This window comes from Psychrobacter sp. DAB_AL43B, from assembly GCF_900168255.1.
GTDB lineage: Bacteria > Pseudomonadota > Gammaproteobacteria > Pseudomonadales > Moraxellaceae > Psychrobacter.
Window position 1 is genome coordinate 2,006,684 of sequence record NZ_LT799838.1, and the last position, 20,053, is coordinate 2,026,736.

19 protein-coding genes are annotated in these 20,053 nt (G+C 42.0%); 6 read left to right on the forward strand and 13 right to left on the reverse strand.

Translation table 11 applies throughout. From position 1 onward, the window contains the following. Nucleotides 1-104: 104 nt before the first annotated feature. The 3 genes from DABAL43B_RS08665 to DABAL43B_RS08675 all read left to right on the forward strand — a co-directional run bounded on the left by DABAL43B_RS08665 (nt 105) and on the right by DABAL43B_RS08675 (nt 2,692). Nucleotides 105-1,523, forward strand: coding sequence for an MATE family efflux transporter (locus DABAL43B_RS08665; RefSeq protein ID WP_079691994.1), 1,419 nt, complete (start codon nt 105-107; stop codon nt 1,521-1,523). 88 nt (nt 1,524-1,611) lie between these two features. Then, on the forward strand, nt 1,612-2,343 hold the full coding sequence (locus DABAL43B_RS08670; protein WP_079691995.1) for an AzlC family ABC transporter permease: 732 nt from the start codon (nt 1,612-1,614) through the stop codon (nt 2,341-2,343). Further along, nucleotides 2,333-2,692 carry an AzlD domain-containing protein gene (locus tag DABAL43B_RS08675; protein WP_079691996.1) on the forward strand — a complete coding sequence of 120 codons (360 nt, stop codon included), beginning with the start codon at nt 2,333-2,335 and terminating at the stop codon, nt 2,690-2,692. The genes DABAL43B_RS08670 and DABAL43B_RS08675 overlap by 11 nt, the downstream gene beginning before the upstream one ends. 108 nt (nt 2,693-2,800) lie before the next feature. Here the strand turns inward: DABAL43B_RS08675 and purF are convergent, their stop codons facing one another. The 12 genes from purF to DABAL43B_RS08735 form a co-directional block, all read right to left on the reverse strand. Further along, nucleotides 2,801-4,336 (reverse strand): amidophosphoribosyltransferase, encoded by a 1,536-nt coding sequence (purF, locus tag DABAL43B_RS08680; protein ID WP_079691997.1) that lies wholly within the window; start codon nt 4,334-4,336, stop codon nt 2,801-2,803. A 241-nt stretch (nt 4,337-4,577) separates the two neighbouring features. After that, nucleotides 4,578-5,075, reverse strand: coding sequence for a CvpA family protein (locus DABAL43B_RS08685; RefSeq protein WP_079691998.1), 498 nt, complete (start codon nt 5,073-5,075; stop codon nt 4,578-4,580). Nucleotides 5,076-5,238: 163 nt separating this feature from the next. After that, nucleotides 5,239-6,273, reverse strand: a complete 1,035-nt coding sequence (locus tag DABAL43B_RS08690) for a quinone-dependent dihydroorotate dehydrogenase (RefSeq protein WP_079691999.1) — start codon at nt 6,271-6,273, stop codon at nt 5,239-5,241. Nucleotides 6,274-6,472: 199 nt separating this feature from the next. Continuing rightward, nucleotides 6,473-7,075, reverse strand: a complete 603-nt coding sequence (locus tag DABAL43B_RS08695; protein ID WP_227516663.1) for a DUF4870 family protein — start codon at nt 7,073-7,075, stop codon at nt 6,473-6,475. Between the two features lie 140 nt (nt 7,076-7,215). After that, a complete protein-coding gene (gene gspM, locus DABAL43B_RS08700; protein WP_079692000.1) occupies nt 7,216-7,773 on the reverse strand; it encodes a type II secretion system protein GspM in 558 nt (185 codons plus the stop codon). A 94-nt stretch (nt 7,774-7,867) separates the two neighbouring features. After that, nucleotides 7,868-9,175, reverse strand: a complete 1,308-nt coding sequence (gene gspL / locus DABAL43B_RS08705) for a type II secretion system protein GspL (protein WP_079692001.1) — start codon at nt 9,173-9,175, stop codon at nt 7,868-7,870. A gap of 348 nt (nt 9,176-9,523) precedes the next feature. Next, nucleotides 9,524-9,982, reverse strand: coding sequence for a SixA phosphatase family protein (locus DABAL43B_RS08710; protein ID WP_079692002.1), 459 nt, complete (start codon nt 9,980-9,982; stop codon nt 9,524-9,526). Between the two features lie 11 nt (nt 9,983-9,993). Continuing rightward, nucleotides 9,994-11,304, reverse strand: coding sequence for an NAD(P)H-dependent glycerol-3-phosphate dehydrogenase (locus DABAL43B_RS08715; RefSeq protein ID WP_079692003.1), 1,311 nt, complete (start codon nt 11,302-11,304; stop codon nt 9,994-9,996). Between the two features lie 202 nt (nt 11,305-11,506). Then, the gene (locus tag DABAL43B_RS08720; RefSeq protein WP_079692004.1) at nt 11,507-12,163 is read right to left on the reverse strand and encodes a nitroreductase; all 657 of its coding nucleotides are present in this window, start codon (nt 12,161-12,163) and stop codon (nt 11,507-11,509) included. Nucleotides 12,164-12,331: 168 nt separating this feature from the next. Then, nucleotides 12,332-13,438, reverse strand: coding sequence for a cell division protein ZapE (gene zapE / locus DABAL43B_RS08725; RefSeq protein ID WP_079692005.1), 1,107 nt, complete (start codon nt 13,436-13,438; stop codon nt 12,332-12,334). A 261-nt stretch (nt 13,439-13,699) separates the two neighbouring features. Beyond that, complete coding sequence (gene tnpB / locus DABAL43B_RS08730) at nt 13,700-14,851, reverse strand: IS200/IS605 family element RNA-guided endonuclease TnpB (protein WP_079690638.1); 1,152 nt, start codon at nt 14,849-14,851, stop codon at nt 13,700-13,702. Nucleotides 14,852-15,092: 241 nt separating this feature from the next. Then, a complete protein-coding gene (locus DABAL43B_RS08735) occupies nt 15,093-15,752 on the reverse strand; it encodes an alpha/beta hydrolase (protein ID WP_079692006.1) in 660 nt (219 codons plus the stop codon). A 423-nt stretch (nt 15,753-16,175) separates the two neighbouring features. Between DABAL43B_RS08735 and DABAL43B_RS08740 the strand changes: the two genes are divergently transcribed. From DABAL43B_RS08740 to xseB, 3 genes are all read left to right on the forward strand, one after another. Next, nucleotides 16,176-16,544, forward strand: coding sequence for a hypothetical protein (locus tag DABAL43B_RS08740; protein WP_079692007.1), 369 nt, complete (start codon nt 16,176-16,178; stop codon nt 16,542-16,544). 212 nt (nt 16,545-16,756) lie between these two features. Beyond that, nucleotides 16,757-18,316, forward strand: a complete 1,560-nt coding sequence (xseA, locus tag DABAL43B_RS08745) for an exodeoxyribonuclease VII large subunit (protein WP_079692008.1) — start codon at nt 16,757-16,759, stop codon at nt 18,314-18,316. Between the two features lie 62 nt (nt 18,317-18,378). Beyond that, nucleotides 18,379-18,624, forward strand: coding sequence for an exodeoxyribonuclease VII small subunit (gene xseB, locus DABAL43B_RS08750; protein ID WP_079692009.1), 246 nt, complete (start codon nt 18,379-18,381; stop codon nt 18,622-18,624). An 11-nt stretch (nt 18,625-18,635) separates the two neighbouring features. Here the strand turns inward: xseB and pncB are convergent, their stop codons facing one another. After that, complete coding sequence (gene pncB, locus DABAL43B_RS08755) at nt 18,636-19,883, reverse strand: nicotinate phosphoribosyltransferase (protein ID WP_079692010.1); 1,248 nt, start codon at nt 19,881-19,883, stop codon at nt 18,636-18,638. Between the last annotated feature and the right edge of the window lie 170 nt (nt 19,884-20,053).

Genomic DNA, 20,053 nt, shown 5'->3' on the forward strand with positions numbered 1-20,053 from the left:
ATCGATAGCTAAATCGATACTTAAAAAGTCTAATACTGCTATAAAGTCTTATCTTTAATACTATCTATAAACATGCTTAATCTGCCTATCTAAGCGATCATTCTATGCCATCTACCCTGCCGCCAAGTGCTATACCACCTATTGATACTCGCTATGCGCGCATCATCGCTATTGCATTGCCGGTATTATTGGCAAATCTTGCGATGCCGCTACAAAGCGTCATTGATACTGCGATTGTCGGCAATATGAATGATACCGCCAAACTTGCTGGTATAGGACTCGCGATCCAGTTACTGTCTTTATTGCTCGTCAGTTTTAACTTTTTGCAATATGCTTCATCTGGACTTTCGGCTCAGGCATTAGGTCAGCTGGCTAATAGCGACACCTCAACTCATGGCACATTAAAAAAACCACATACTACACAATCACCGCTGCTATCTATTTTGCAACGTGCTTTGGTATTGGCATTTATCATTGGCGCCGTTTTACTACTGGCCAAACCTTGGTTAATTGATTTTGGTCTACAAGCACTCTCAGCCAATCCTGATAGTGGTATAGCAGCAAAGACCTATTTAGATGTGCGCTTTTGGGGTGTGATAGCCGAGCTGATGAACTTTGCTTTTATCGGCTGGTTTGCAGGTCAAGGCAAGACCCGTTATATGCTTTACCAACAAGGTTTTATCGCCATACTCAATATCATTCTGACGCTGTTTTTTGTCTTTGTTATGAATATGGGCTTGGTCGGCGTGGCGTTAGGGACCATGATAGCGTTTTGGTTGGGTGTGGTATTGGCATTATGGCTCAGCCGTCAGCATCTGCAAATATCTTGGCAGGCATTATTTACTGCGGATCGAGAGCACTTTACCAAAGTTAAAATGCTTAGGCTATTTTCATTAAATAAAGATATTTTCATCCGTACGCTTATCTTAACCTTAAGCTTTGCTTGGATTACTCGCCTATCTGCACAAAGTGGTGATGTCATACTCGCAGCCAATGCTATTTTATTGCAGGTATTGAGTATCTCAGCCTTTGCCCTTGATGGGGTGGCGGTCTCTGCTGAGACGTTAAGTGGACAGGCAGCAGGACGACGCGATTGGCCACGCTTTCGTATTATTGTAAAACGCACCGGTATCGTCAGCTATGGTCTTGCCATCATGCTAAGCGCAATATGGTGGCTTGCAATGCCTACTTATTTGCAATTTATGACCAATATTGAACCGGTCTTTATCCTTGCCTACAACTATCATCTATATGCTGTTTTATTACCCCTCGTTGGGGTTGGTGCTTATTGGTTAGACGGGATATTTTTTGGCTTAACGGCAGGTAGCGTCATTCGTAATGCAGCTCTTATATTAGCAGCCGTCTTTTTCCCATTAAGCTGGCTACTTTATCAACAATGGGATATGACTGGCATCTGGCTGAGTGTCTGGTGTTTATTACTACTACGCATGATTATCCTTGGTGGATTTTTATATCGTGCTCACCAAACGGGTAGCTATGAAAAACTCCAACTTGAGCATTGATGCGTATTAAACACTAAGTTGTATAGCCAGTTTTCAGTAAATAAAACCAGTAATAAACAAAAAACTATAGTAAAAATTAGGATGTTATGTGAATAGCCAATCAAATGAGATTCATCAAAATCAAGCACAGCGCTATGACTGGGCAGAAGGCTTTAAAAAAAGCTTACCAGTAGCCATGGGTTATTTACCAGCGGGCATTGCCTTTGGTGTGCTTGCCCAAGTTGCCGGTATACCCGTATGGGCAACGATTATGCTCAGTATTGTGTTATATGCAGGTGCGGCACAATATGCCTGCCTACCGATGTTAAGTGCCGGATTACCGATTGGTAGTATCGCCACCAATATCGCCGCTATCAATTTGCGTCATGTATTTTATGGCATGCCATTACTACAATATCTGCCCACACATAAGCTTGCAAAGACCTATTGCTTATTTGCCCTCACCGATGAAACTTTTTCGGTGATGACCAGTTTACCGAACGAATCACGGCAAGCCTTGATACTGCCAATCAGTCTATTCAACCAAAGCTGGTGGGTACTGGCGAGTGCTATTGGCGTTTTGATTGGCAGCGCCCTCAGTGATTTAGTGCCACATTTAGATTTTGCTCTGGTGTGTTTATTTGCCATTTTAGCGTATGAGCAATTTCAAAGTATCAAACGTTACTTTCCCATTGGTATTGCGGTGATTGCGCTAGCGATTGCTTCGCTGTTTACCAGTCATTGGTTGTTACTGGTAGCAATTACCATTTGCATGCTGATGATTTTGGCGCGTGGATTTTGGACACCACAAAGCGTGAATGGAGACACCAATGACCAGTAGCTACCTGATTATTGCAACCTTTGCTATGGCAGCGGTTACCTTTGTGACTCGTGCCCTGCCAGCTTTAATACCCAAAAAACTGCTCGATACACCTTGGCTACACCGGTTGAATGAGAGTTTGCCGCTATCAGTAATGGTATTACTGATTTTAACCAGTCTGTCCTATCAAGGCTTATCAGAGAATACCGGTTTAAACAGTGCAGAATTACATTTATTAATAGCGCAAATTGGTGCTTTGTTATTGGTACTATTCATCTACCATATTAGCCGTCAGTTACTAGTTAGTATGATAGTCGGTATCGCAGCGATTAATGGTTTGCTCTGGCTACTGACCAATTTTTCAAGCTGAAATCTATTTTTCCAAACCTAGTTTTTAAGTATAAAAAAGGCTGAATTCATTGGAAATTCAGCCTTTTTGTGTTTTAAAATTAATTTTATTTTTTAGCTATTTGGCAATTTAAAGCTCTTCGACACCCATCATATCAACTGGTGTATCTGCAACGATTTGCATGCCTTTCTTACCTATTTTAGCCGTTTCACTACGCTGTTCTTGTAGATAATCAAGATAAGCTTCATCGATTTGACCAGTGATATAGCAACCATTAAATACTGCACAATCAAAGCCTTCAACCTTACTGTGCTTGGTATCTTTTACCGCATCAATTAAGTCGTCTAAATCTTGGAAAATCAAACGATCAGCGCCGATAATATCACGCACTTCTTCCACTGTATGACCTGAGGCAATCAACTCACTGCGTACTGGCATATCAATACCATAAACATTGGGATATTTAACCGGTGGCGCAGCACTGGCAAAGAATACCTTGCTTGCGCCTGCATCACGTGCCATTTGAATGATTTCATGGCAGGTAGTACCACGGACGATAGAATCGTCAACCAACAAAACATTTTTGCCTTTAAATTCTAATGGTACTGGGCTAAGCTTTTGGCGAACCGACTTTTTACGCTGCTGTTGGCCTGGCATGATAAAGGTACGACCGATATAACGGTTTTTCATAAACCCTTCACGGTACTTAATATTCATCTTAAGCGCCAGCTCCATCGCGGAGGTACGTGAGGTATCTGGAATAGGAATCACTACGTCAATATCGTGATCTTCGCCCCACTCTCTAAGAATTTTATCTGCTAATTTTTCGCCCATACGCAAACGTGATTTATAGACCGAAATATTATCCATAATCGAATCTGGACGTGCAAAATAAACGTATTCAAAGATACAGGGTGTATATTCTTTTGGCTCGACACATTGATAAGTATGCAATTGATGGTTTAAGTCAATAAAGATAGCTTCACCTGGTTTGACATCACGGATAATGCTAAAACCTGAACCGGTCAGTGCTACTGACTCAGAAGCCACCATATACTCTGTGCCGCCATTCGTCGCCAAACGCTCACCGAAAATTAGCGGACGAATACCATTAGGATCACGAAACGCCAATAAACCATGACCAGTAATCAGCGCCACCACGCCATAAGCGCCTTCACAGCGGCTATAGACTGCTTTTGTTGCTTCAAAAATATCATCAGCGGTCGGATGGGTTTTACCTAAATTCTGCATTTCGTGCGCTAAGACGTTTAATAATACCTCAGAGTCTGAATCGGTATTTAAGTGACGACGGTCATCTTGATAAAGCGATTTTGCCAAGCTTTCGGCATTGGTTAAATTACCATTGTGCGCAAGCGTAATACCATAAGGCGAGTTGACATAGAATGGTTGTGCTTCAGCACTACTTGAGCTACCAGCGGTAGGATAGCGGACGTGACCGATACCGAATTTACCTACCAAACGTTGCATGTGACGATTCATAAAGACATCACGTACCATGCCGTTTTCTTTACGTAAGTATAAGCGTCCATCCTGTAAAGTCACAATACCTGCCGCATCTTGCCCGCGATGCTGCAACATGGTTAAGGCATCATAAAGAATTTGATTGACCGGCTCATGAGCTGCGACCCCAACGACTCCACACATAGTTGTATCCTATTTTGAATTTGAACCACACATTGAAAACACAATAACGGCATAATTTCTGACAAGGTGTTTTAAAATTTCACCTGTCACTCACCGCTAAGTTGATGATATTTGCTAAGATTGAAATCTTATTAATAATAGATAAAACTGATTATCAGTAAGACAAACTATTGATGTTTGATAATTGATGGATTGTACCTTACGAATGTTAAAGGCGATTAAATAGCTTTTTATTCACAGCTTACGACTGATTGACTTGATCCCAAGCCAAGCCAAACATATCTGAGACCAGCGCTTTACCCATCGGTGCATAAGGCAGTAATTCAGGCGCGAGCACCGAGGTTTGCCATTGCGGCATCTGTACCAATAATGGCGCGCTGATACTAAGAATGACCAACACCATGAGCACATTTTTGGCAGCACCGAGCACACCGCCTGCCATTTTATCTACCACACCCAACCGCAAGGTTTTAAGCACCCCTGAGAATACAAACGCCACTAAGTGCATAATGGCCAATATGGCAATCACAATCACTAAGAATGCCATTGCCATCTGTAATACAGGGTTTTGTACCAGACCTGATAGCTGCGGTGCCACTGAACCTGCCAATCTGGTCGCAGCAATGAGCGCGATAAACCAGCCGACCAAACCTACCGCTGTCTTAATCAATCCGACTTGGAAGCCACGCCACAAGCCAATTAAAACGACAACGACAATCACAATGTCTAAACCACTCATGTTTATCGCCTCATTAGCTTATGTCTGTTATATTGGGTGTCTAATTGAAATTTGCAGCATGCTCAACGAAGCTTTTTTCAATAAATCATGTATTACATTAAACCATGCATGACTTAATGAATAAGTGGTAATGAATAAGTGGTTTGGTTATTTAACCTTGCACTTAACTTTCCATGGCGTCGTAATAACCACCGATGGATTGAATGCAAGACTGTACCAATCCAGGGCCTCGATAAATAAGCCCCGTATAAAGCTGCACCATATCGGCGCCGGCTTCAATTTTTTTAACCGCTTTGGCACCGCTATCGATACCGCCCACACCAATCAACGCCACTTTACCATCCAGCTGATCGGCGAATTGTTGTAAAACTTGGGTACTAATATGGCTGACTGGGCGACCTGACAAACCACCCGCTTGCTCACCATCAGGCAAGTCTTCGACACCGACTCGGCTCAACGTGGTATTGGTCGCAATCAAACCATCAATCTCAAAATCTAATAGTTGCTGCGAGATATAGTCTACTTGTAGTGGCTCTAAATCAGGAGCAACTTTAAGCACCAAGGGTACATAAAAACCATATTCTGTTGCCAGCTGATTATGACGGTTTTTAATGGCATCCAACAGCTGGGTTAACGCTTCGCCACTTTGCAGGTCGCGTAAATTCTTAGTATTCGGCGAGGAGATATTGACTGTGATATATGAGGCATGTGGATAAACACGTTCTAAGCAATAAACATAATCGTCAGCCGCTTGTTCGACCGGCGTGTTGGCATTTTTGCCAATATTAATACCGATATTACCTTTATATTTACAGCGCTTCACATGTTCAATCAGGTAATCGACACCTTCATTATTAAAGCCCATACGATTGATAATGGCATCTGCTTGCTTGATTCTAAACAGTCGCGGCTTATCATTACCTATTTGCGGTTTCGGCGTGACCGTACCCACTTCTATAAAACCAAAGCCCAACTCAGCGAGTGCATCAATATAATCGCCGTTTTTGTCTAATCCTGCGGCGAGGCCAACTGGATTGGCAAACTGCAAACCCATACAGTCTGTTGGCTGCATTGACTGACCATATACCAAACCTAGAACACGTGCTTTATGAGCTTTATCTAATAAAGATAACGTCATCTCATGAGCGTGTTCAGGATCCATCTTAAATAAAAAAGGGCGAAGTAAGGCATAAGACATAGTAATGACAGACCCTGCTTGAAAAGCAATAATGAATGAAAAAAGCGAATGAGGTCAAGCGCAGCGATTATATCAGCTTAACAGAAATAAGACCAAAGATTCATAGCGCAAATTTCCATATAAAAACACTAATAAATAATCATCAACGCTCGCTTAATTGAGGTTAGCAATAATTATCTATACTTCTATATTTCATGTTCTAGGGTACAGGTCGCCCATCCGTCAGAGCAATCCAACCCCTTACAATCCGGTAAAGATGCCAAATAAAGGTAAAGCCCATAATTGCCAAACCGAAACCGGCTAACAATACCGAGCCGATGGCTATATTGCCGCTATCTGCTAACATGCTAACGCCAAAGCCACCTAAGGCAAACGTTATAATGACAATACCAATAATAAACCAAAAAATACTGTACCAAAAAGTCTTAATCTGCCAATCAAAATGAGTGGCTAACCATGAACCATCAGCATCTTGACGCTTGGCATAATTCATAAAAATAGGCACAATCCATAGTAGACCTGCCGTAAAATAACTGAGTACATATAACAAATAGGTGATGTGATTATAAGTGATTAAAGATCGGCGCTTATTATTATTCATATTGCCACTCATATTGTCGTTCGTATTGTGATTTAGATTGTTATTTATATTATCGCTCGTCACATCGTATTGTCCTTGCCCTGTAATCCCATGATCGGATGAGGCACCAAAAGGCGCATGACTATCTGACACAACAGGTTCAGATTTTTTCACCGGTTGACTCAAACGCGCTTCAGTTTGGCGATTAGGAGAGTCATTCATAATAAACATCCATCACTGGCAGTGGCTAATAACTATTTAATTGTGTCAGATAAACATTTTTTCAATGAGTATGCTTTAAAAGCATACTTATTACGGGTTCATTTTAAATGGATTTAATCCTAATATGCTCATGCTAAACGCTAAGAGGTGACTGTCGCCTGTACTTGAATCGCTTTAGTGATCAAATCTTGCTGCATGGACAGCTGGGTAAATTGCCAACCTTGCTGTTCAAGTTTACCAAGTGCGGTGCTCACCACCGCTTGGCTGGCATGATTAAAACTCAGTTGCACCGCATCACCATTTGCAATCACCTGAGCATCTACAATACCTGTGTTATTTAGCAGTGTGCTGACACTGCTGGCAGGTGGCAGCGCAGCAGTGCCGTCAGCGGGATTGGCAGCATTTAATGCATTACTATCGATATTAGCTGCTTGCGCACGCAACCAAAAATAATCCGCAACCTGCTCGTGATACTCGCTTTTGCTATTATTTGCTGCCTGATGAACACTATAGCCGCCATAACCGCCACCAAACAATAGCAAAAAAGCAGACAATGCAATCAAAGCCAACTGGTCGCGGGGAGACAATGCCTGCCAGCGTGCAGATAACAAGCTTTGATAGCCCGTCATTCGCGCTGATAACACACTTGTCCGAGGCATAGAGGCGTTACGTTTGGCGAAGCGCTGTAATATTTTCATTGTTAACCTTTATTGCCTATCGTTAAATAGCTTATAAATAACTTATTAAAGAACAGACCCGCTGATTTTAAGCGCGTATAAAATGAGTACCGTACTAAGACGTCGCCCCATTATTCGCTGCGCTGTTATTTTCTATAACATTGACGGTCACTTGACCACTAAACTGGCCTTGCTCATTACTATTAACCTGCTCTAATTTGGCAGTGAGCCCTTGTGACGTTAACGTATTGGTAAACTGATCAAGACTGCCACGATCAGGCGCAATCAGCGTAAAACTGAGTGCCGAGGGCTGCATCACTAATGCCTGCGCCCTTAGTGAGGACTGCTTAATCAAAGGTGATATTCGCGCCAATACTGCTATGTGTGACGCTGGCGCTTGGCTATCGCTACGCAATTTTGGTTGTAATTGTACTTGCAGCTTCGTACGCGCACTGAGTGGCTCATTTGGAAACCAAGACTGATACTGCGCGGCAATCTCAGTCTTGGTCGCTGCTGTCGCCTCATTATATTGATACCACTGTACCGCATCAGTCGCCATCTGCAACACTAATGCCGATAGCGCTACCATCATCGCCACACGAAGATACGGCGATAATTGCGAATCCGTTGATTTAATAAAAAAGTTCAGCGCATGACGCTCAGGATTATCAAGAGGCTTAGGAATAATAGGCAGTATAGTTAATAACAGCTGATGTTCGGCGATCAGTGCCGCTGTGATAGCGGTAAAGCTGGCCGTTGCTACAGGCTTTGTTAAATCAATACCATTACCAGAATCTAGACCATCAGCCACACTCTCATTAGAAGTATGACTAGAATCATAAGACATCTCATCAATGGCTGGTAATACCAAAACCTCGCTCAAATGCGGGAAACGCTCAAAGATTAGAGGCAGGTAACTGACCGCCATGCCTTGATACAGCGATTGCCGCAATAGCATCGTCTGCTCATCTTGGTACAAGGTTATTTGCTGCCCTGCTCCTTCTTCTGGCGTTGGCAATAATAGAAAATCAGGAAGCAACGCTACGATGTTCATGCCAGCAAGCTTTGCGCTTTGCTGCCATAACTCGATATCACTTTGTGCCAATGCATATAGATAATGGCTGTCGGTATGACTCATCTGCCGAATTACCAACTGCTCAACTGGGGTCAAAGAGGTCTCTTCAAACAAATACTGCTTACCAATACTGCCCAATTGTTTGAGCTGAGCCGTATTCAGTTCAGTATCCACTTGTAAAACATGGCTTGAGGGAAAATAAAGACAAACAGCTTTTTGGCTACTTGCCTTATAGCTACTATAGATATCATATAACTGTTGCCAACCGTCAACCAATTGCCAGTGTTGACTGTCTTCATGCCAGACTGCTAATGGACTGTGCTGCGCTCTTAACCAAACGTGTAACACCAAATGTGTCCTTAATTATCTAAGCGGTAGCTTAGCAAAGTTATAATTTATCAAAGCCGTCATTTATTAAAATTGCAATCTACAAAAAATATAATCTAGCTAGAAATGGAGATAGTTTTTGTTAGCATTAGGAGAAGCTACGTTAATAGAAGCACAGCTACTATAGTGCGTTCAAAATAAAATACGTACGATTATCATAACATTCTACTGATATAATTTTTGCTCGCTTACTGTGCACTGTCGTCAGACATAGGCTTTAAAAAACCCATAGCAGCAACACCATATTTTTTTAAAGTGAGTCGACTATAATACTTAGTTAATAGTTAATAGCCATCAAGACAGCTTATATCAATAAGGCTGGTCCGGTACAAAACGATCAATCTCGCGTGCCATACCAGCCATTACAAAGTCCATCTCGAATACGCGTGCTTCTCCTAAAGAAAACGACTCGGGATAATCATCGATTAGCAGCCCAGCAATATTAGCAACGATAGACATGTGACAGACTATGACAAGACACTCTGCTTCAATATTAGCAATATCTACTAAAGCATGACGCGCATCGTCAGAAGGTGTAATATTATCTTGTATTTTTGATGGCACATTAGGCGCACGCGACTGTAATGCTGCTAACGTCTGCTGCGCTCTATCATAAGGACTCACCAAAAAATAATCAGGAATATAACGAGCTGTAATATATTCCGCCGTCTGCGCAGCTTGCTGTTGTCCAAACTCGGTCAGCTGACGGGCACTATCTGGACGCGTTTCGTCTTCTGCTTGACCATGACGAACTAATATAATCTTCATAACCTTCCTTGTTACTTTTTTGCATTGCTATCAGTATCATTTTTTTTAGTTTTTTCTTTACTGGCCGCTGTTTGCATCTGTGCCGTCAGCGCAGCATTGCTGTGGTCATGCTCCATAACAAACTCAACGTCGCTACGGAAGCCTGCTTCCATCAAATGCAAAGCAACTCCTAGCGCCGCTTTATCTTCGTAAATGACCGCATGCAGTGCATGGGTAATGGGCATATATATGCCTTCCTTGGTAGCTTTTTCATGCACTTGCTGAATAGTATTAACCCCTTCAGCAGTTTGTCCCAGTTTTTTGACGGCGGCATCAATGTTCATACCACGACCGAGCATGTTACCGATACGATAGTTGCGACTCAATTCTGAGCTACAAGTAGCATATAAATCCCCAACACCCGATAGCCCTAAAAAAGTAAGCGGATTGGCGCCTGCATGGACACCAAAGCGACTCATCTCTGCCAAGCCACGGGTTAATATCATCGCTTTGGTATTTTCACCCACTTCATAAGCGGCTGCCATACCCATCGCAATGGCATAAATATTTTTTAGTGCCCCGCCAAGCTCAACACCGCGGATATCGTCACTGGCAAACACTCTAAAGAAGGCGCTGTGCAGTGCTGCTTGTACAGCATGGCGTAGTGGCTCAGATTCGCTGGCAATGACCGTGGCAGACGGCATATTTTTCATGATTTCTATGGCCAGATTTGGGCCTGACATCACACCAAAATTCACTTCAGGTAACTCATCTTTGATAATATCGCTCATCAAAGCAAAGGTATCTTTTTCCATACCTTTGGTCAAAGAAACAATAGATTGCCCACTAATAAAGGGAGCGATACTTTTCAGCGTTTCACGAAAAGCTAAGCCCGGTACAGCAATAAAAATAATATCAGTATCTTTTACTGCCGCTTGTAGATCGTGGCTGTATTTGAGGCGATCATCAAGCTTATAGCCTGGCAAATATTTTTTATTCATCTGCGACTTTGCCATCGCTTTGACGGTACGCTTATTACGTACCCAAAGCGTGGTATCACAACCATTGCGTGCTGCTAAATTTGCCATCGCGGTGCCAAAGCTGCCACCACCTAAAAAAGCCAAACGCAGCTTGGTCGGATTGTTATGAATCTCTGCCATATTTTTTGCTACGGCAGATTCCACCGCACTAGGATTTAACTTCTTACGTCCAATGCCTGATTTGGTGGCGCGCTCAATGATGCCGGACAACAGACTATTCTGTTTCTCAATCATTTTTTTATCATCTTGGTTACTATCTATATCTGTGTTTGTATCTGTATTTTTATCATTAGCGCTTGTCATATTTTTTTATCCAAATTGACTGACTTTATTATGAATAGAATTTATGCTGAGTATACAGTGAGACTAACATTATGTATGAACAATTATTTATAAAAATTAGCGGTATTTATTAAACAGTCAACTTAATTGAAAAAGCGTCTCAATCAAGTCATTGTTGTTATTACCCAGATTTTGCCAAGGCAATGCTACTCCGATAAATGTATTACTCAAAGCGTACGAGTGGCTCAATATCAATCGGCTTACGTGTTGGCATATCACAAGGACTACTACCAGTATAAACAAAAGCCGTGACATAATCATCTGGACCGACGTTGAAATAATCTTTAACGGCTGGCTCGTTACACAGCAGACCTGTACGCCAAACGGTACTAAAGCCTTGTGCTTTTAGCGCTAAAATGAGGTTTTGAACCGCTGCACCCGCACTGAGCATTTGCTCAAAAGGCGGTACTTTTTTATGCGCTTGCATATAGGTGACGACAGTAATAATAACTGGCGCGCGTAACGGCATGTTATAGGTTTTCTGTCGTGCTTTCTCAGACAGCGTTTCGCCCTCTTGCGCCGCTTGTGCTTCGGCTGCTGCCAAAAAGGCACGACCCAGCTCATGACGTGCATTGCCCTGCGTGATAATGAAACGCCAAGGTTGCAACTTTTTATGATCCGGGGCGGTGACGGCACAGTCGATAGCTACTTTAATCTGATTTTCTGTCGGCGCAGGGATATTAAGATTGCCGATGCTACGTCTCGATTTAATCCAATTAATCAGTTGTTCATCAGTCACTTGCGCGTTTGTCACTATTGGGCTTTCGGTATTGTCTTTCTGGTTATTTTCGTAATCCTTTTTATCTTTTGAGGTACTCATGGCTCATCCTTATTTATTACTATATATGGTTGTTATTTTTGGCAATTATTCGTAGGGTTGTTATTATAATTTTATAGAATAGGGATGGAAAAAAGCCAGCCTATAATAGCTGGCTTTATATAGTAGCTTAAATCACTAGCTTCAATCGTAGCTAACTTCAAATAAAAACTATGCTGCATCCTCATCTTCTGTACGATGCTCCATTTTCAGATAATCTTCTGACTGCATCTCAAGCAAGCGCGAACGGGTACGCTCAATCTCAAACGCCAGCTTCTCGCCTTGATACAACTCAAGAATTGGCTGCTGCGCTCTAACCAGTAACTTAACGCGACGATCATAAAACTCATCAACCAGATAAATGAAACGGCGTGTTGGATCGCGTAGGTCATCATTTAGAGCTGGTACGGCGTTGACCAATACGGTATTGAATTCCTTAGCGATGGCGATAAAATCAGACGCCGAACGTGGCTCCATACATAAATGACGGAAATCACAGAATAGAATATCTTCGGTTCGAGCATTGATTCTAATTTCGCGACCATTAATGATGATGGGCTCGTTACTGATCTTCTGATTATTAGATAAGCTGGCAAAACGGTTGGCTAACCAATGGTGATTGGCTTTGGTCATGGGCGATTCATACAGCTCGGCTTGCTGCAACACACGCAAGCGATAATCAATACCAGAATCAATATTCATCACCATGGTGTGGCGTTCAACTTCGGCGATAGCAGGCATAAAGCGATCACGATGCAAACCATCTTTATACAGTCCTGACGGCTCAATGTTCGAAGTCGCCACCAAAGTGATACCTCGATTGAATAACATAGTGAACAAATCACCTAAAATCATGGCATCAGAGACGTTGGAGACAAAAAACTCATCAAAACAAATAATCACGGCTTCTGCATAAATGATATCAGCAACCTTCTCTAACGGATCGCTCTCACCTTGTATTTTATTTAACTCTTGATGGACACGCTGCATAAAATGGTGAAAATGTTGGCGCATTTTGCGATCAATGGTCAATGAATCATAAAACATGTCCATCATCCATGTTTTACCACGTCCCACCCCGCCCCACATATACAAACCTTTGGGTGCAGCAGGCTTTGACTTTAGAAAACTAAAAAAGCCTTTTTTTTGTACCGCGCTATCATTGAGCTGATGGTACAGCTCATCTAAATAGCTCATCGCCTGATATTGCTGCTCATCTCGAGTAAACTCATCAGTGCTAATAGCTTGCTCATAACGTTGTAGGGGAGATAAACTCATAATACGACTCATCATTAGACAACATAAATACTAGAATAAAGTGTTGATACCGACAATCGCTACTAACTTATGATTTTTACACTGAGATAGTAGCAACTGATATATCAGAATGGCTCATCACAACCATTCTTTAGGTTAACACAGCTCAAGGTCGTACAAATAACCAAATGAACTACCCGCCGCTTTAGAAGCGGGGGTTTCTTAGGTAACACCCATACTTAGTACGATATTCTGTACCAGCGGTTAGGCGAATTGACTAAGCTAACTCCCTTGCACCAAGGGTTCTTTGAGTTTTAGACAGCGCAATCCTTCATTGAGGATATTGACACTGGCGTTGAGGTCACGGTCATTTTCGGATTTGCAACTTGAGCAATTCCACGACCTATCACTAAGTTTCAGCTCGTTTTTACCAAGAATATGACCACAGCCTGAGCAGGTTTTTGATGATGGAAACCATCTATCAACCTTAATAAGCTGCTTGCCATACCAATCTCCTTTATAGCTCAGCATGGTGGTAAAAGCTGACCATGAACTGTCGCTGATTGCTTTAGCGAGTTTATGGTTTTTGAGCATCCCGCTGACATTTAAGTCCTCAATCACAATAATGTCGTGGTTTTTGACAATATTGAAGGACTGTTTATGTAGAAAGTCTTTACGGGTATTGCTTATTTTCTCGTGAATTTTAGCGACTTTAAGTTTCTGTTTTTGATAGTTTTTACTGTCACGCAGTTTACGATTGTCTTTTTTGGCAACCAAGGCGCGTTTAGACATGATTTTTTGAGCACGAGCCAATTTATTTTGCAGCTTTGACAGAAACTTAGGATTAGCAACTTTAGTGCCATCAGATAAGACGATAAAGTCTGTTAATCCTAAATCAATACCGATGTTTGATTGGGTTTTTGGGAAGGGTGCCGCAATGGTTTCAACCAAAACACTAACGTAATACTTGCCTGTAGGCGATTTTGATACCGTTGCGCTTTTGATTAAGCCATGGATAGACCGATGGATATTAGCTTTAATAGGACCGATTTTAGGCAGCTTTATAAACGAGCCATCAATCGCCACTGTGCCTTTTTGATTATTGGTGGTGTAACTGTCTTTTTTACCTTTATGCTTGAATGTCGGAAAGCCCACATTAGGTTGTTTGAAAAAGTGCTGAAATGCTTGATGTAGCTGCATTTGTACATTTGCCAACGCCAAGCTATCTACTTCACGCAACCATTCAAACTCTTTTTTATATTGAGCTGGGGTGTTTTTAAGGCTCTTTTTATCCAGCTGGTAATGCTCTTTTTTATCAGCCAGCATTTTATTCCAAATAAAACGAGCGCAGCCAAACGACTTAGCAAAAAACACTTTTTGCACCTCGTTGGGGTAAACCCTAAACTTATAGGCTTTATGGATCTGCTTGCTCATTATTAATTTTTCTCGATGGTGACTGATGCCTGATTAAGTATTATACTACTTTAACAACCACTCGTTTTTAAGCAGTCATTGGCATCATTATGTCAGTGATCACAAAGCCGCATTCATCCCACCGCCTATAGAGGACGGGGGAGTTCTGCGGAGTGCTGTTAAATTATTAAAACATTTCAATACTGAGTGGCGCAAAACTAGTTTGAGTGACTAAAGCTTATCAAGCGTTTGTTAGACCATACTATGTATCGCCGTTATAAGTATGCTGCTCTAGTAGCTTTTTTAATTCCGACAAGCGCCCATGAAAAAAGTGACCGGCACCATCGACGACACTGACAGCTATCCCTAATTTTTCAGCAAATGCTTGCATGTTGTCAGGGTCAATGACTTCATCAGCATTGCCATAAATCTCAAAGGTCTTGTCCGCTGGCAAGCTGATATCACTACTGTCATTTTTTTCAACAGATGGCGCGATAAGGGCAATTTTTGATATCTCAAAATCGCTTAAACCCCATATATGCGGTGATACCATGACTTGCTCAGCCACGCGCGCGGTCACATAACCACCAAATGAAAAACCACCAAGCCATAATTTTCGTGCATGGGTTTGCTCTGCAATCCATTGTAACACGGTCATTGCATCCACCACTTCACCTTCAGCATAATCATGCTCGCCAGTTGACTGCCCCACACCGCGAAAATTAAAGCGTACCACATGCATACCGTTGTCACGAGCGAAGCGATACATGGTGGTGACGACTTTATTGTTCATCGTACCGTCGAACAACGGGTTGGGATGACAAAGCAGCGCCACTGTATCCGTATTGGAGTCATTAGGATTGTCTTGTTGCCATAACGCGTCGACTTCGAGCACGCCAGCAGGAGCGGGAATCAATTGCATAAAATACTTACTAATTAAAAATGAATAGCTCAATTATCCTAGATATGGTTTATATTTCAAGTGATTTGCTGTGTATTGCTCATGTATATCGCCTTTTTTGATTTTAATGGTACGACACAATAACCAAAATATAAGAAACAGACATAATCAGTGGCTTTTTGGCAAACTCAGCGCCGCTTTATTCATGCCAATTTTAGTATGCAATATAAGCGCAATACCAAACACAATAACCGCCTAGACACTCAATACATGAATAGGTTAGATTCATCCTGTCAAAGTGTTAGCTTGTTATTTTATTAACGCCTTAACGCCTTAACACATTGTTTAATTGATGCCATATTTAACCAAAGTACTTCACAATAATTATGTTTCACTTTTAGGTTCACGCTTGCATTTTTAATTTACTGGAATGAGGAATAACTTATGAATACTTTTAATAAAACCGCCACTTTAGCGGCAACTTTAGTCGCCGCACTCGCTTTGAGCGCCTGTCAAACCACGCCTTCATCACCAGTTATCCAGCGTGCAAACTCTCTTTATGAGACGACTGGTATCGCCCAAACCAAAGTAAAGGCTCAGCAAAACGCACTTGATAGCGCTAAGGCGACTTGCCGAGGTAAGCAGGTTATTATCGTTGATGATACGGTGAAATATAATGGCATATTAAATGAAAACACAGGTCGTATGATTGGTCAAGCTGGTGCAGTTCTCGGTACAATTCTTGGTACTGGCTCGCCAAACTTATCACGTGATGACGATTATGAATATATGATTAGTTTCCGTTGCCAATAAGCGATAACGTTAAACTGCCTTTATCTCATCAATAAGTAATATATAAAGGTAACCTAGAGCCAATAAGCTGCGATAAAGACCATATATTAATCGCAGCTTGTTGGCTTTGCTTTTTGTGCAGAGGCTTTTGGGGTAAACTACCCTATCTCACATTTCACCCTTCTACCTCGCCTAGCTGGTCTCTAAGCTTTCATTACCTTTGGTCTACTATTATGCGCAAACCCAATCTTTCAAATACTAAACAAGCGAGCACTGCAAAATCAAAGGTACTAGCGCCTGCCAAAGATTTAGCGACCTTAGAAGCTGAGCTGGCTGAGCAAGAAAACAGTCTAGAAGTCAATTTAGAAGATACGGTTCTGCGGCTTAGTGATTACTTATCAGCGGTTGATATGGTTATTAAACAAACCTTTAATCACCGTGTATGGGTCAAAGCTGAGATTCGCAACTTATCTAGCAAAGGTGGGCATTATTACTTTGAATTGGCAGAAAAAAATAATGACGGTAAAGTCATCGCCAGCTGCCGTGGCAATCTTTGGCGCTTTAAAGCGGCGCGCGTCTTAGCGAAGTTTGAACGTGCAACCGGTATGCCTCTTGACCGTGATTTAACGGTTCTATTAAAAGTATCAGCAGGCTTCCATGCGCAATATGGCTTCTCGCTCACGATTGAAGATATTGATCCTAGCTACACGTTAGGCGATTTGGCGCGCCAATATGCCGAGATGGTTGATCGCTTGACTGGTGAGGGACTATTACATCTCAATCAACAGCTGCCGACTCCGTTTGATATCGAACATGTCTTAGTCATTGCCCCTGAAAAAGCAGCAGGATTAGGCGATTTCCAAGCGGATGCCGATAGACTCGCTAGCACTGGGGCTTGTCATTTTCATTATCATCACGCGACCTTTCAAGGCAATCATGCCCCTGCTGAAATCCGCCAAGCAATCGTCAGCGCCCAGCAGCAATTTCAAGATACTTATCAGCATCTACCCGACTTATTGGTTATTATTCGTGGTGGCGGCGCAGTAGGTGATTTGGCTTACCTCAATGATTACGAGCTTGCCGCCTTAGTCGCTGAGCAGCCTATACCGGTTTGGGTTGGGATTGGTCACGAGCGTGACAAAGTCATATTAGATGAAGTCGCGCACAGCAGCTTTGATACCCCGTCAAAAGTCATCGCGGCGATCAGTAGCCATTTAGCACAGCTAGTCACTCAGACGTTACAGTATCAAGCACAAATCAAGCAAGCTGCCCAGCGCCAACTGAATATCGCTGAGCAACAAACGGCACGTCAATTAAGCCAAATACAATCACAAACGATTGGTCAATTAACGGCATTACAAAAAGACAGTGACTATGCGTGGCGTAGTATTCAGCAAAGTGCAAATCGCCAAGTGAAGCAAGCAGCCAGACAAACAGGCGAGCTACGCGCACAAATACAAGCCTCTGCTTATCAGCAATTATCAATCGCCTCCACTTATAGTAAAAACCATCAAAAAACGATTATGCAAAGTACTCAGCAGCAGTTAATACAAGCACGGCGCGATAGTGAGCATCTACGTGATATTGTACTCTTGCATCGACCGTCTCGCGTGCTTAAACAGGGCTATAGCATGCTCCTTGATGAGAAAAACCAACGTATACTAACCAGTAGCGTACAGCTTTATCCTGAACAGACTATTCATATCGTCTTAAAAGACGGTAAGGCAAAAGCACAGATTATTGATATTAAGATTGATAAAAAGCCCACAGAATCCACAGAAGCTTCAACCTAACGCCATAATAATACTCCACGATTATTTATTACTTACTTTCACTTTGAACATTAGGAAACCTTATGACCACCCCTACTCGCAAACGCAAAAAAACCGCCCCAAAAACCTTTAAGGCGGCTTACGATATTTTAAAAACCAATGCAGCTGAATTGCAGCAACAAGATGAACCTGATATTGATAATCTAATGACCACCGTTGAAGAGTCTATTGCCGCTTATCGCGTTTGTGAGACTCGCATTAATGCCGTACAACAAGCATTGGATGCGGCCTTTGCCGAAGAAGATAAAGCTGAGAAAAGCGATAGCTAAGCCAACTTTCTTTACTCTGGCTCATCCACCTCAAATACTTGGCGCAAATAGGCAAGATACGTATCATTATTGATCATGGTCTTGCCTGGACTGTCAGACAACTTCGCGACTGGCTGACCATTGCATTCAACCAATTTTAGGACGATATTTAATGGCGTTATACCCATATCGTTGGTGAGATTGGTGCCAATACCAAAGCTGGTTTTGATCCGATCTTTAAAGTATTGATGTAAATCCCACGCCTTATTAAGATCTAAACCATCACTAAAGGTTAAAATCTTAGTTCTAGGATCTATTTTTAGCTTGTTATAATGGGCAATTGCTTTATCGCCCCAGATATATGGGTCGCCACTATCATGACGCAGACCATCAAAAAGCTTGGCAAAATACAAATCAAAATCACGTAAGAATGCATCCATCCCAACGACATCGGTCAGCGCAATACCCAAATCGCCGCGATATTCATGCACCCAAGCTTCAAGAGCGGCTTTTTGTGAGTCACGCAAACGCACATCCAATGCCTGAAATGCCTGCATAAATTCATGCGCCATAGTACCTATTGGCGTTATCCCGAGCTTTTTTGCTAAATAAACGTTAGAAGTACCACTAACTATTTTTGGTTCGGCATTGTGTAATGTCTCAACCACATGAGCTTGCCAATGTTTATTGAAACGCCTACGAGTACCGAAATCAGCGACAATAAATGGCGGTATATCATGACTATTTTTCGCTTGTGCCGCAGCATAACTGTGCAATAATGCGACTTTTTTATCTAACCGACGCTGCCCTTCTTCAATCACACTAGTATCTGATAAAGCATTAAAATATAGCTCATTGACAATGGCTAGTACGAATACTTCAAAGAACATCGCCTGAATCATTGGGCCTTCGATATCGATAAACAAGCGACCTTTATCATCGGTGCTGACAGTAATAAAACGCCGTTTAAGTTTAAATAACTCTAAGTAGTCAACGAAGTCTGAGCGCATAAAGCGTAAACCACGTAAATACTCTAATTCATCTTCTAAAAACCGCAATTCGCATAAACTGTCTAGTTGTTTTTCTAGTTGTTCTTTAATATCAGCTAATGGATAAACGGTGTCTTCATTGTTACGACAGCGAAAACGGTAGACACCATGGGTCTGTGGAAACTGATGCAGCATGGCTTGTAGCATCGTAAATTTGTACAAATCGTTATCAAGTAACGAGGTGATAATAGGTTCAAAAGTTGTAGTTGTAGAAGTATGGGTAACGGTCATGTTACAGCCTTAAAAGCAAAGATGAAAAATCGCTAAACGAAGCAAGCGACAAAATAGGTGCACGTAGTTATAGTAACTATATAGAGTTATAGCTACTATATAAAAGTTACTGAAAGATTAATCATAAGCGTTTGAGTATAACGAAATTTAAGTTGTTTTTCATAATTCGC